We start from the raw sequence: 13,743 nt of genomic DNA, 5'->3' as shown, positions 1-13,743 counted from the left end.
GCACTGCTAATCGGACCTCTTCGCTTTTCAGCTATCAGCGCACTTGGGCGCAAACCTCTTGCGAGGCGGAGCTGACACGCGGCTTTCGCCGTTCCGTTCATATGCCAACGCCGCGATGGTAGCCCGATCGACGCGATCTCGCAAGCCGGGCGTTGCGCTCACGCCGCGAAGCGGTAGCCGACGCCGACCTCGGTCAGCAGGTGGGCCGGCTGGGCGGGGTCGGATTCGAGTTTGTGGCGCAGGTGGCCCATGTACACGCGCAGGTAGTGGCTGCTCTCGGCGTGCGATGGGCCCCAGACCTCGCGCAGCAGTTCGCGGTGGGTCATCACCTTGCCGCGGTGGGCGATCAACACCGCCAGCAGCCGGTACTCGATGGGGGTCAGGTGCACGGCCGCCTCCCCGCGCGTGACGAGGCGGTTGGCCAGGTCCACCTGCACGTCGCCGAAGGCGATGGTCGGCGTGCCCTGTGGATTGGCGCGCGCGTGGCGGCGCAGCAGCACGCGCACGCGCGCCACCAGTTCGCCCACGCCGAAGGGCTTGGTCAGGTAGTCGTCCGCGCCGGCGTCGAGCGCGGCGATCTTGTCCGCCTCCTCGGTGCGCGCGGACAGCACCAGCACCGGCACCTGCGTCCACGTGCGCATCTCGCGGATCAGCGTCATGCCGTCGCCATCGGGCAGGCCCAGATCGAGGATCACCACGTCCGGCTGGCGCGTGCCCGCGTCGATCAGCCCGCGCTTGAGCGTCTCCGCCTCGTGCACGGTGCAGCCCTCGGCCTGCAGCGATTCCCGCACGAAGCGCCGGATATGGGGCTCGTCCTCCACCAGCAGGACGGTCGGCGAATAGTCGAATGGCATCTCGGTCAGGGTTCCGTCTTCGCGGTCAGTTTCAGGTCGCTCGATTCATCGAGGTCATGGAGGGCTTCCGGCTCGATGTCCGGCGGATTGCCGCGCGGCAGCGCGAGCGTGAAGCGCGCGCCATGCGGCGCCGCGCCGTGTACCGGCTCCACCCAGATGCGGCCGTCGTGCGCCTGCAGGATGGCGTCGCACACCGCCAGGCCGAGTCCCACGCCCGCCGTGGCGGACTCGTGCGCGCCGCGTGTGAATTTCTCGAAGATGCGGCGCTCCTGCCCGGCCGGCACGCCGGGGCCGTCGTCCTCGACAAACACCTGCACCATCTCGCCGGCCACGGCGCCGCCGATGCGCACCGTCGTGCCCGGCGGCGTGTACTTGGCGGCGTTCTCGAGCAGGTTGCAGAGCACGCGCTCCACCAGCACCGCGTCGCACTCGACCAGCGGCAGCGCCGCCAGCCCCGACACCTGCACCGGATGCCCCGCCAGCGCCTCGCGCATCGCCGCCAGCGCCGCGCCCACCAGTTCTTCCATCGACTGCCAGCCGCGCGTCAGCGACACGTCGTGCCGCTGCAGCCGCGCCATGTCGAGCAGATTCACCACCATGGTCCGCATGCGGTGGGCCTGGACGCGCATGGCGTCCACGGTGGCCGCCACATCGGCCGGCAGCGGCGCCCGCGCGAGCGACTCGGCCATGCCGATCAGTCCGGTCAGCGGCGTGCGCAGGTCGTGCGACACCGCCGCCAGCAGCGAACTGCGCAGCTGCTCGGATTCGATCGATACCAGCGCCTGCTGCGCCACCTCCACATAGTGCAGCCGCTCGATGGCGATGGCGATCAGCGTGGCGAAGACATCGGCCTGGCGGCGCAGCGCGGGGTCAGCCAGCGCGCCCCAGTCATGCGGCTCCACGGCCAGCACGCCGCGCGTCTGCATCGGCGCCTTCAGCGGCAGGTACAGCACGGTGCTGCCCGGCAGCGTGTGGGTGCCGGTGCCGGCCGCCTCGCCGTGGTCGAAGACCCACTGGGCCAGCACGGTGTCGATGGCTTCGCCCTTGGTGGTCCGGCCTTCTTTCGGACTTGTCTCATTGACATCCGCTACCGGAAGCAGCCGGCCCGATGCCGAGACGAGGAAGAACGAGGCGTGGGCGTCGAACGCGGCACGCAGGAAGCGTCCGCCAATCTCCACGATCTGCTGCGTGGTCAGCGCCGCCGACAGCTCGCGCGCCAGCTCGTAGAGCGTGCGGGCGTCGGTCTCGCGCCGCACCGCCACGCTCGCCTGCTCGCGCAGGCCGGCAGTCAGCTGGCCGATGACCAGCCCCACCGTCAGCAGCACCACAAAGGTGAGCAGGTACTGCACGTCGCTGACGGCGAACGAGAGCCGGGGCGGCACGAAAAAGAAATCGAACGCCCCCACCGACAGCACCGAAGCCAGCGCCGCCGGCCCCCGCCCGTGCCGCAGCGCCACGCCCACCACGGCGGCCAGGAACAGCATGGCGATGTTGACGATATCGAACCAGGGCCGGGCGACTGTGGAAAGCAGTGTGGCCCCGGCACACCAGACCACGGACCAGACATAGTCAAGCCGGCGCGCGCCCGCCTGGGCCGGATTCTGCTCGGACACGGCGCCCGCCGGCAGGCCCTGCGCTGCCGGCAGCGGTGCCGGGCGGGTGGTGTCCGCCGCCACGCGGATCACGTCGATTTCAGGGCAGCCAGCCGCCAGCGCATCGGCAAAGGTCTGGCGGCCGATCAGCCGGTTGCCGGCGCCCAGCACCGGCGACAAGGCGCGCCCCAGCAGCATGCGCCCCTGCTCGAGCCATCCGCCTTCGTACTGCCAGTCGGTGCGCGCGCGGCCCACCAGCACCTTGGTGAGGTTGTGGCGGCGCACGTAGCCGGTGACCGCGCGCACCATGTCGTGCCCGGCCAGTGTCTCGGTGCGGGCGCCCAGTTCCTCGGCCAGCCGCATCGCCGCGCGCACGCGGGTGCGCACCTCGGTGGACAACGGCACCAGCCGGGGCGTGGCAATCGTCACTACGTGCCAGTCGCAATCGAGCTGGCTGGCCAGCCGGCGCGCGCTGCGCACCACCTGCTCGGCGTCGTCGCCGGTGCCGATGCAGGCCACCAGCGCCTCGCGCGTGCGCCAGACCGGTTCGATCGACTGGGCGTCGCGATAGGCGCGCACATCGTCATCGACACGATCCGCCGTGCGCCGCAGCGCCAGTTCGCGCAGCGCGATCAGGTTGCCCTTGCGGAAGAAGTTGCGCGCGGCATGGCGCGCCTGCTCGGGCAGGTAGACCTTGCCCTCGCGCAGGCGGCGCAGCAGTTCGTCGGCGGGCAGGTCCACCAGCACGACGTCGTCGGCATCGTCGAACACGGCATCGGGCACGGTCTCCCAGACCCGCACGCCGGTGATGCCGCCCACGGCCTGGTTCAGGCTCTCCAGGTGCTGCACGTTGACCGTGGTCCAGACGTCGATGCCGGCGGCCAGCAGTTCGGCGATGTCCTGCCAGCGCTTGGGATGCCGGCTGCCGGCGGCGTTGGTGTGGGCCAGTTCGTCCACCAGCACCAGCGCGGGATGGCGCGCGAGCACGCCATCGAGATCGAATTCCTTGAGGACGCGGTCGCGGTAGGGCATTTCGCGCAGCGGCACGATGTCCAGCCCGGCGACCAGCGCCTCGGTCTCGGCGCGGCCGTGGGTCTCCACCACGCCCACCACCACATCCACCCCCTGCGTGCGCAGCGCGCGGGCGGCGGTGAGCATCGCGAACGTCTTGCCCACGCCGGCCGAGGCGCCGAAGTAGACCCGCAGCTTGCCGCGCCCGGCGCGTGCGCCCTCCTCCTGCATGCGTTGCAGCAGGGCGTCGGGGTCCGGGCGGTTGTCGGCGAGGGTCATGGTAGAGGGGGCGGTGGGACGGATTCTGCCACGGCGCCGGCGGCCGTGGGCTGGCGCATCCATTCCATCAGGCGCCCCGCTTCACCCCATCCAGCGCAAGGTTCAGCTTCAGCACATTCACCCCGGGCTCGCCGAACACGGCCAGCCCCGGGCCTTCCGTGTTCGCCGCGATCAGGGCCTCCACCTGCGCCACCGACAGCCCGCGCAGACGCGCCACGCGCGCCGCCTGGTAGCGGGCCGCCGCCGGGCTGATGTGCGGATCGAGGCCGCTGCCCGAGGCCGTTACCAGATCCACTGGCACCGGCGCCTTGTTGTCAGGGTCGGCGGCCTGCAGGGCCTCGATGCGCGCCCGCGCCGCGTCCGTCAGCGCCGGGTTGCTCGGCCCGAGGTTCGAGCCCACCGACGCCGCCGCGTTGTACGGCATCGGCGCCGTGGCCGACAGGCGGCCCCAGAAGTACTTCGGCTCCGAGAACGGCTGGCCGATCAGCGCCGAGCCGACCACCTTCCCATCCTTCTCGATCAGCGAGCCGGCGGCTTCGTGCGGGAACACCGCGCGGGCGATGCCGGTCACCGCGCCGGGATACAGCAGCCCGGTCACCACCGCCAGGCCGACGAAGATCGTCAGCGCGGGCCGAAGCAGCCCCGGCTGGCGCGGTACGTTGTTTGCGGCGGCGCCCATGGCGGCCTTGGTTTGCGTAGTCATGCGTATTTCTCCTAGACGACTCGGCTCAGACCCAGCCGAACATCGTCAGCAACAGATCGATCAGCTTGATCCCCGCGAACGGCACGATGATGCCGCCCAGGCCGTAGATCAGCAGGTTCCGGCGCAGCAGCACGGCCGCGCCGAGCGGGCGGTAGACCACGCCGCGCAGTGCCAGCGGAATCAGGGCGACGATGATCAGCGCGTTGAAGATCACCGCCGACAGGATTGCGGACGCCGGCGTGGCCAGCCCCATCACGTTCAGCAGGTTCAACTGCGGATACGTGGTGGCGAACGCGGCCGGGATGATCGCGAAGTACTTGGCCACGTCGTTGGCCACGCTGAACGTGGTCAGCGAGCCGCGCGTCATCAGCATCTGCTTGCCGATCTCGACGATCTCGATCAGCTTGGTCGGATTGCTGTCCAGGTCGACCATGTTGCCGGCCTCGCGCGCTGCCTGCGTGCCGCTGTTCATGGCCACGGCCACGTCGGCCTGGGCCAGCGCGGGGGCGTCGTTGGTGCCGTCGCCGGTCATGGCGACGAGGCGGCCCTCGCGCTGGTACTCGCGGATCAGCGCCAGCTTGGCTTCGGGGGTGGCTTCGGCCAGGAAGTCATCCACGCCGGCTTCCGCCGCGATCGACGCCGCCGTGAGGCGGTTATCGCCGGTGATCATCACCGTGCGGATGCCCATCCGGCGCAGTTCGCCAAAGCGCTCGCGGATACCGGTCTTGACGATGTCCTTGAGTTCGACGACGCCGAGCACGCGCACGCTGTCCTCGGTGCCTTCGGCGATGGCCTCCGCCACCACCAGCGGCGTGCTGCCGGCGCGCGCCACATCGTCCACGGCCTGCATCACGGCATCAGGGAACTTGCCGGCGCGGTCGGCCACGTAGCGGCGTACCGCATCGGCGGCGCCCTTGCGCACGCTGCGCACGCGCATCCCGTGAGTGACGTCGACGCCACTCATGCGGGTCTGCGCGGTGAAGGGTACGAACACGGGGGCGTCCAGGCCCTTGCCGCCCATCTCGGGGACGGTGGCGTCAGGCTGCTGGCGGGCCAGGGCCACGATGCTGCGGCCTTCCGGCGTCTCATCGGCCAGCGACGACAGCCACGCAGCCTCAGCCAGCTGGCGCGGGGTCACGCCCGGTGCGCAGATAAAGCGCGCAGCCTGGCGGTTGCCGTGCGTGATCGTGCCGGTCTTGTCGAGCAACAGCACGTCCACGTCGCCGGCAGCTTCCACGGCCCGGCCGGACGTGGCGATCACATTCGCCTCCATCATCCGGCTCATGCCAGCCACGCCGATGGCAGACAGCAGGCCGCCAATCGTGGTCGGGATCAGGCACACCAGCAGCGCCACCAGCACCGTCACCGAGACCGGCACGCCGGCCTTGGCCACCATCACGCTATATAGAGAGAACGGTTGCAGCGTGGCCGTGGCCAGCAGCAGCACCAGCGTCAGGCCCACCAGCAGGATGGTCAGCGCCAGCTCGTTGGGGGTCTTCTGGCGCTTGGCGCCTTCCACCATGCCGATCATGCGATCGATAAAGCTCTCGCCGGGGTTGGCGGTGATGCGCACCACGATCCAGTCGGACAGCACGCGCGTGCCGCCCGTGACCGACGAGAAATCGCCGCCGGACTCGCGGATCACCGGTGCGGACTCGCCCGTGATGGCGGACTCGTCGACCGAGGCCACGCCTTCGATCACGTCGCCGTCACCGGGGATCATGTCGCCAGCCTGGACCAGCACCACGTCACCGCGGCGCAGGTCCGTGGCGATGCGGGCCTCGGTGGCGCCGTCGGCACGGATGTTGGTCCGGCCCGGGCGCAGCACGCGTGCCGTCACCGTGGTCTTCAGCCCCCGCAGCGCGGCGGCCTGCTGCTTGCTGCGGCCTTCGGCCATGGCTTCGGCGAAGTTGGCGAACAGCACCGTGAACCACAGCCAGATGGAGATGGCGAGGATGAAACCGGCCGATTCCCCACCCGGCGCGGGGTTGAACAGCGCGCGCAGGAACAGGATCGACGTGAGCACGCTGCCCGCGTAGACCACGAACATCACCGGATTGCGCAACTGGGCGCGCGGCGACAGTTTCCTGAAGGCGTCGACGATGGCCGGCTTGACCAGCTCGGGCGCGAACATGCCGCCCCGGGCCGGCACCTGACGCGGGGTGCGCGCCACCGAAGTGCGCGTCACCGTAGTGTCTTGCTGCATACGATTCTCCACGATTACCGGGCCACCGCCTGGACGGCGGCCGGGATGTGCTGCAACTGCTCGGCCACCGGGCCCAGCGCCAGCGCCGGCACATAGGTCAGCGCGCCCACCAGCAGGACCGAGCCCACCAGCAGCACCACGAACAGCGGGCCGTGCGTCGGCATGGTGCCGGCGGTAGGCGGGGTACGGCGCTTGGCGGCCAGCGAGCCGGCCATCGCCAGCACCGGCACGATGATCCAGAAGCGGCCGAACCACATCGCCGCGGCGAGCAGCGTGTTATAGAACGGCGTGTTGGCGGAGAGGCCCGCGAACGCGCTGCCGTTATTGTTCGCCGCCGAAGAAAGCGCATAGAGGATTTCCGAGAAACCGTGCGTGCCGGGGTTGAACACCCCTGCGCGGCCGCCCTCGGTCATGACCGCGATGCCCGTGCCCACCAGCACCAGCAGCGGCGTGACGAGGATCGCCACGGCGGTCATCTTCATCTCGTAGGCTTCGATCTTCTTGCCGAGGTATTCCGGCGTGCGGCCAATCATCAGCCCGGCGATGAACACCGCCAGCACCGCGTAGACCAGCATGCCGTACAGGCCCGAGCCCACGCCGCCGAAGACCACTTCGCCCAGCTGCATCAGCAGCATCGGCACCAGCCCGCCGATGGCCGTGAAGGAGTCGTGCATGCCGTTCACCGCGCCGCACGACGCCGCCGTGGTGATCGTCGCGAACAGGGAGGTCGCCGAGATGCCGAAGCGCACTTCCTTGCCTTCCATGTTGCCGCCGGCCTGGAGCGCGGAGGCCACGTGGTCGATACCCAGCGACGTCAGCGCCGCGTTGACCTGCTGCTCGGACACCACGGCGGCAATCGCCATGACCACGAAGATCACGGTCATCGACGCCAGCACCGCCACGCCCTGCCGGCGGTCACGCACCATCTCGCCGAAGGCGAAGCACAGCGCCGCCGGGATCAGGAAGATGGCTAGCATTTCCACGAAATTCGTGAACGGCGTGGGGTTCTCGTACGGGTGCGCCGAGTTAGCGTTGAAGAAGCCGCCACCGTTGGTGCCGAGCATCTTGATGGCTTCCTGCGACGCCACCGGACCCATCGCCAGCGTCTGCGTGCGGGTCTTGACGTCCTCGGTCACGGGCTGCCCGGCGGTGTCCAGCACGGGTTGGCCGGCTGCGTCCACCTTAGGCTGGGTATAGGAGAGTTCCGAGACGAGCGTGGCGTCCTGGTAGCGGTCGAAGTTCTGGATCACGCCCTGGCTGACCAGCAGCAGCGCGGTGATCAGCGACAGCGGCAGCAGCACATAGAGCGTGGTGCGTACCAGATCGACCCAGAAATTGCCGAGCGTGGCGGCGCCGTGCCGCGCGAAGCCGCGAATCAGCGCGAACACCACCGCGATGCCGGTGGCCGCCGAGACGAAGTTCTGCATCGTCAGCGCCAGCATCTGGGTGAGGTAGCTCATCGTCGATTCACCGGCGTAGCCCTGCCAGTTGGTATTGCTGACGAAGCTGATGGCGGTGTTGAACGAGGAATCGGGCGAGACCGCGCCGAACGCCTGCGGGTTCAGCGGCAACATGCCCTGCAGGCGCTGGATCGCGTAGACGAAGACCACGCCGAGCACGTTGAAGACCAGCACGGCGATGGCGTACTGCTTCCAGCCCATCTCCGCGTCGGCGCGCACACCGGCCAGGCGGTAGAGCGCGCGCTCGAAGGGACGGCCCCAGGCGGTCAGGCGATAGTCGCCCTCCTCCAGCGCGCGGCGCATGTAGCGGCCGAGGAACGGCGCCACTGCGAACAGGACCGCGAGGTACAGGACCAGCAGCCCGATGAATTGTGTGGACAACGGCGTGGACATCAGAATTTCTCCGGCCGGAACAGGGCAAAAAGCAGGTAGAGGAAGATCGCGGCGGCCAGGGCCCCGCTCAGGATGTCAGTCCAGTCCATCAGCGCCCCCGCTCGTCGTCCGTCTGCCGCGCAGACGGCGGGTTGGCGCCCAGCGCGGCGCACAATGCCAGCAGCGCGCCGGTCAGCGCGCCGAAGGCCAGCAACACGAGGAAATAGATCCCGTCCATACAAACCCCAAATAGGAAAAACGTGAAGGATTCACGTTGACATCACGTTCTGGAGATTAGGGACGGCGGGGTAAAAACGGGGTAGAGAGGGGAAGGAGGGGTGTAAAGAAGATATAAAAACGGCGCCAACACCAGGCGCGGCACCGTTTTCCAGCCATGGCAGCCATGACCGGCAATGCGGGCGGGGCTAGATCCAGCCAGCCCGGTGCAGCTTGCGCCAGAGCCAGGTGCAGGCCGTGGCGGTGATGCCGATGACCACCGGATAGGCGTAATGGAGCTTCAGCTCTGGCATAAAGCTGAAATTCATGCCGTAGAGGCTGAAGATCACGGTCGGCACGGCGAGGATGGCCCCCCAGCCGGCCAGCCGCTTGACCACCTCGTTCTGGCCCACCGTGACCAGCGCCAGGTTGACCTGCACGGCCGTGGTCAGCATCTCGCGCACCACGTCCAGCGTGCGGACGATGCGGCTGGCATGGTCCTCGATGTCGCGGAAATAGGCGCGCAGCTCCTTTGGCACCAGTTCCTCGTGCAGCCGGATCAGCTGGCTGCAGATGTCCTCCACCGGGTAGACCGCGTTGCGCAGCCGCAGCACCTGATGCTTGACCTGGTACAGCCGCTCGATGGCGGCACGGTCGAACTCGTCGCGGAAAATGTCCTGCTCGAGGGCCTCGAAGTTGTCCTCCAGCCGGTTGACGATGGGCAGGTAGTGGTCCACCACGAAGTCCATCAGCGCATAGAGCACGTAGCCGGGGCCGTTGGCCAGGCCCTGCGGGTCGCTCTCGCAACGCTCGCGCACCGGGGCGTAGGTGGAACTGGCGCCGTGCCGCACCGAAACCACGTAGTTCGGGCCGACGAACAGGTGGGTCTCGCCCACCACCACCTCCTCCCCGACCAGTTGCGCGGTATTGAGCACCACGAAGACCGAATCGCCGTAGGTTTCCAGCTTGGGCCGCTGGTGGGCGTCCAGGGCGTCCTCCACGGCCAGATCGTGCAGCCCGAACGCCTGCTGGACCTTGCGCAGCAACGCCAGGTCCGGTTCGTGCAGGCCCAGCCAGACGAAGGTGCCGGGGTCGGCCAGCACGCCGGCGATGGCGTCGAATTCGACCGGACCGAGCTTCTTGCCGCTGCGATAGGCCGCGCAATTCACGATGGCGCCCATGGGAACTCCGTTGTCGAGATGCGCAATCGTAACAAGAGCGTCACCCTTTACGCGAGCGCAAGCGGCATCGCCCGCCACTTTAGCGGTGCGATCCGGCCGGGAAGCCCCGCATCGGGCACGTTCGGGGCCGGGTTCGAGAATTGTTACAGTTCGCCGGAGAACCGACGTTAGAATGTGGCATTTCCACGGTCACCGACTATGTCTCAGAAGAAATCGCCACGCTTCGAGCTGCGCAGTGGCAACGTCGACGCCCTCCTTCTCGCCCTCAAGACCGCCGACATCGACGCGTTGCGGGACGATCTCCTCTCCCGCTTCGAATCGACCCCCGATTTCTTCTCCAATGACGTGGTTGCGCTGGACCTGCGCCGCCTGGAAGGCGATAGCCCGCTGGCGCTGGACCGCGTGATCGACACGCTTTCCACGCTGCGCGCCCGGGCCATCGGGGTGGTGGCGCGCGACGACCAGCGCAGCTGGGCCGAAGCCTTCGGCCTGCCGCTGCTGGAAAGCCAGAGCCGGCGTGGCGGCCGGGACGAAGCTGCCCCGCCCGCCCCCACCGCCGCCGCCAAGGCCGCCGACACCCCGGAATCCACTGCCGCCGAGGCTCCGCCAGTCAACGGCACGGCCTCGGATATCGCCGAGATCATGGCCGCCGCCGCCGCGCCGCGCGCGGTGCCGACCCTGCTGATCGACAAGCCGCTGCGCTCCGGCCAGCAGATCTACGCCCAGGGCGACGTGGTCATCCTGGACCTGGTCAGCTACGGCGCCGAGGTCATCGCCGAAGGCAACATCCATATCTACGCCCCGCTGCGCGGCCGCGCGCTGGCGGGTGTCAAGGGCAACCCGGACGCGCGCATCTTCTGCACGTGCCTGGAACCCGAGCTGATTTCCATCGCCGGCATCTACCGGACCGCCGAGCAGACGCTCCCGGCCGACGTGCTCGGCAAGTCGGCCCAGGTGCGCCTGGCCGACGAAAAATTGATTCTCGAACCGCTGCGGATGAAATAACCGCGCTAACCCATCGGTACGGCCGGCCCGCCCGGTACGAAATACCCTGCACCCATACTGGACCATAGAGCCATGGCAAAAATCATCGTTGTGACCTCCGGCAAGGGAGGCGTTGGCAAGACCACCACCAGCGCGAGCTTCGCCGCCGGCCTGGCCCTGCGGGGCCACAAGACGGCCGTGATCGACTTCGACGTCGGCCTGCGCAACCTCGACCTGATCATGGGTTGCGAGCGCCGCGTGGTGTATGACCTGATCAACGTGGTCCAGGGCGAAGCCAACCTGAACCAGGCGCTGATCAAGGACAAGAAGTGCGAGAACCTGTTCATCCTGCCGGCCTCGCAGACGCGGGACAAGGACGCGCTGACCCGCGACGGCGTGGAGAAGGTCATCAACGGCCTGGTGGACATGGGCTTCGAGTTCATCGTCTGCGACTCCCCGGCGGGCATCGAGTCCGGCGCGCTGATGGCGATGTACTTCGCCGACGAGGCGCTCGTCGTGACCAACCCGGAAGTCTCGTCCGTGCGCGACTCGGACCGCATCCTCGGCATCCTGGCCTCGAAGACCAAGCGCGCCAGCGAAGGCGGCGAGCCGATCAAGGAGCACCTGCTGATCACGCGCTACAACCCGAAGCGCGTGCACGGCGGCGAAATGCTGTCGCTGACCGACATCCAGGAAATCCTGCGCATCAAGCTGATTGGCGTGGTGCCGGAATCGGAAGCCGTGCTGCACGCGTCCAACCAGGGCACGCCGGCCATCCACCTGGAAGGCAGCGACGTGGCCGACGCCTATGGCGACGTGGTGGACCGCTTCCTGGGCAAGGACAAGCCGATGCGTTTCACCGACTACCAGAAGCCGGGCCTGCTCTCGCGCCTCTTCGGTAACAAGTAAGGAGGACTCATCCCATGTCGATCCTGTCCTTCCTGCTGGGGGAGAAGAAGAAGTCAGCGTCGGTCGCCAAAGAGCGGCTGCAGATCATCCTCGCCCATGAGCGCACCGGCCATTCCGCGCCGGCCGATTACCTGCCGGCCCTCCAGCGCGAGCTGGTAGCCGTGATATCCAAGTATGTGAAGATCAGCGACCAGGACCTGCGCGTCAGCCTGGAGCGCCAGGACAACCTCGAAGTGCTCGAGGTGAAAATCGAAATCCCGCAAAACTGATCGCCTTTCGGCATTTTCGGTATTCGCTTTTCGGTTTTCGGATTAATTCGAGTTTCTCGGTCCTGAACGGCGCCCGGATACCTTCCGTGCGCCGTTATCCCATTATCTAAGGGATAACCCGCCCCTCTCAAGTAGGGGCTTTTTGCATTGCAGCAACCCTCCGCGTGGTGGCTGCGATCGCGCCTGCACACCCGCCCCACTGCTCGCCTCCCACGTCCATGCACTGCCATGGCGCACGCTGCAATGCACCATTATCACGAGGGTGTGACATTGTGTAGCGACAAACCAACGGAATTGCACCAAATGTCTCTCTAGAGCGCTGGTTCACGCTGCTTTTATGTCCGAAAGTTCCGTGTTTTGTTAAATTTTCGCGGCGTTTACTGCAAACGTAAACCTTTGTGCCGGCCGTGATCCGGCTACGGCACAACCACAAGACAGAAAAGGAGCACCATGAAGAAATCGCTACTCACCCTCGCCATTGGCAGTCTGCTGGCCGGCAGCGCCTACGCACAGTCGTCGGTGACGCTCTACGGTATCGTTGACCAGAGCATCCGCTTCCAGACCAACGCTGACGCAGGCAACCACAGCCAGACCCAACTGACCAACGGCGCGATCACCAACAGCCGTTGGGGTATCAAGGGCAGCGAAGCACTGGGCAACAACCTGAAGGCCATCTTCCAGCTGGAAAACGGCTTCGATCCGGATACCGGCCGCGCAAACCAGAACGGTTCGCTGTTCGGTCGTCAGGCGTACGTGGGCCTGTCGGGCGAGTTCGGCACGGTCAAGCTGGGCCGCCAGTACACCGAAGGCTTTAATTTCTTCGGCGACTTCGATCCGCTGACCATCGGCAACTACGACAACAACGCCTGGCCGTTCTTCCTGACGCAATTCCGCAACAACAACGTCGTCAGCTACGCAGGTTCGTTCGCAGGCCTGAACGTCGGCGCCAGCTATGGCTTCGGCGAGTCCGCAGGCAGCATGACGCGCAGCCAGTACTGGGGTACCCGCGCTTCCTACGACATCGGGCCGTTCGGCTTCGGTGGCGTGTACCAGGAAGTCCGCGACCCGCTCGGCAACAAGCAGCAGATGTGGGGCGCCGCCGGCAAGGTCGGCTTTGGCGCGGCCAAGGTCTTCCTGGGCTACATCGGCGGCAAGGACCGCACTGGCCTGATCGACGCCAACTTCTTCTCGCCGGCCAACACTGCCAACCCGATCCCGGCTGGCGGCAACGCACAGGCCAACCCGCGTGAAGACATGATCGGCTACGTCGGCGCGACCTACCAGGTCACCCCGGCACTGGCCGTGACCGGCGTGTTCTACGGCGATCACATCAAGGGCAAGAACGGCCTGGACAACAGCGGCAACCGCTACACCGGCGTGCTGCTGGCCGAGTACTCGCTCTCCAAGCGTACCCAGGTGTACGGCACCGTCGACTACAACAAGGTCACTGGCGCCGCAGTCACCGAACTGCCTGGCAAGAACAACCAGACGGGCGTGGCCGCAGGTATCCGCCACATCTTCTGATTGTTGGTCTGACCGCATCGCAGAAAGGCACCTTCGTGAACTGACCCCCTAAAGTTGGACGGTCGGTGACGCTAGGCGCCGGAGGGCTGAGTCCTGTATTGCACGGGACTCAGCCCTTTTAGTTTGAGCTTGATACGGTCGTGGTTGTAGTAGCGGATGTAGCGCGCTAGTCCGGTCTTGAGC

13 protein-coding genes are annotated in these 13,743 nt (G+C 67.3%); 4 read left to right on the top strand and 9 right to left on the bottom strand.

What is annotated here, in order from left to right:
* Positions 1-158: 158 nt before the first annotated feature.
* The 8 genes from kdpE to SB751_RS14895 form a co-directional block, all read right to left on the bottom strand.
* Complete coding sequence (gene kdpE / locus SB751_RS14930; protein ID WP_144202614.1) at positions 159-854, bottom strand: two-component system response regulator KdpE; 696 nt, start codon at positions 852-854, stop codon at positions 159-161.
* A 5-nt stretch (positions 855-859) separates the two neighbouring features.
* Entirely contained in the window at positions 860-3,736 is a 2,877-nt protein-coding gene (locus SB751_RS14925) for a sensor histidine kinase (protein WP_144202616.1), read from the bottom strand.
* 67 nt (positions 3,737-3,803) lie between these two features.
* A complete protein-coding gene (gene kdpC, locus SB751_RS14920; RefSeq protein ID WP_244845102.1) occupies positions 3,804-4,439 on the bottom strand; it encodes a potassium-transporting ATPase subunit KdpC in 636 nt (211 codons plus the stop codon).
* Between the two features lie 25 nt (positions 4,440-4,464).
* Positions 4,465-6,645: a potassium-transporting ATPase subunit KdpB gene (gene kdpB / locus SB751_RS14915; RefSeq protein ID WP_144202618.1), complete on the bottom strand. Its 2,181-nt coding sequence runs from the start codon at positions 6,643-6,645 to the stop codon at positions 4,465-4,467.
* A gap of 14 nt (positions 6,646-6,659) precedes the next feature.
* Positions 6,660-8,486 carry a potassium-transporting ATPase subunit KdpA gene (gene kdpA / locus SB751_RS14910; protein ID WP_186296974.1) on the bottom strand — a complete coding sequence of 609 codons (1,827 nt, stop codon included), beginning with the start codon at positions 8,484-8,486 and terminating at the stop codon, positions 6,660-6,662.
* Positions 8,487-8,497: 11 nt separating this feature from the next.
* Complete coding sequence (gene kdpF / locus SB751_RS14905) at positions 8,498-8,587, bottom strand: K(+)-transporting ATPase subunit F (protein WP_092291198.1); 90 nt, start codon at positions 8,585-8,587, stop codon at positions 8,498-8,500.
* Complete coding sequence (locus SB751_RS14900; protein WP_255370702.1) at positions 8,587-8,715, bottom strand: hypothetical protein; 129 nt, start codon at positions 8,713-8,715, stop codon at positions 8,587-8,589. Before SB751_RS14900 ends, kdpF begins: the two co-directional genes overlap by 1 nt.
* A 187-nt stretch (positions 8,716-8,902) precedes the next feature.
* On the bottom strand, positions 8,903-9,874 hold the full coding sequence (locus SB751_RS14895; protein WP_410748199.1) for a magnesium and cobalt transport protein CorA: 972 nt from the start codon (positions 9,872-9,874) through the stop codon (positions 8,903-8,905).
* A 198-nt stretch (positions 9,875-10,072) separates the two neighbouring features.
* On the opposite strand from SB751_RS14895, the gene minC reads away from it, so the two are divergent.
* From minC to SB751_RS14875, 4 genes are all read left to right on the top strand, one after another.
* Positions 10,073-10,879, top strand: coding sequence for a septum site-determining protein MinC (gene minC, locus SB751_RS14890; RefSeq protein ID WP_250024973.1), 807 nt, complete (start codon positions 10,073-10,075; stop codon positions 10,877-10,879).
* Positions 10,880-10,951: 72 nt separating this feature from the next.
* Positions 10,952-11,767 (top strand): septum site-determining protein MinD, encoded by an 816-nt coding sequence (gene minD / locus SB751_RS14885; protein WP_144202627.1) that lies wholly within the window; start codon positions 10,952-10,954, stop codon positions 11,765-11,767.
* A gap of 14 nt (positions 11,768-11,781) precedes the next feature.
* A complete protein-coding gene (gene minE, locus SB751_RS14880) occupies positions 11,782-12,036 on the top strand; it encodes a cell division topological specificity factor MinE (RefSeq protein ID WP_011296252.1) in 255 nt (84 codons plus the stop codon).
* 450 nt (positions 12,037-12,486) lie between these two features.
* Positions 12,487-13,560, top strand: coding sequence for a porin (locus tag SB751_RS14875; protein ID WP_144202629.1), 1,074 nt, complete (start codon positions 12,487-12,489; stop codon positions 13,558-13,560).
* A 71-nt stretch (positions 13,561-13,631) separates the two neighbouring features.
* Here the strand turns inward: SB751_RS14875 and SB751_RS14870 are convergent.
* Positions 13,632-13,743, bottom strand: a 112-nt coding sequence (locus SB751_RS14870; protein WP_410748228.1) for an IS3 family transposase, incomplete at its 5' end; no start/stop codon positions are given.

This window comes from Cupriavidus sp. SIMBA_020, assembly GCF_046535395.1.
GTDB lineage: Bacteria > Pseudomonadota > Gammaproteobacteria > Burkholderiales > Burkholderiaceae > Cupriavidus > Cupriavidus campinensis.
The sequence above is the reverse complement of the archived record's forward strand: the minus strand, read 5'-3'. Positions and strand labels throughout refer to the sequence as shown.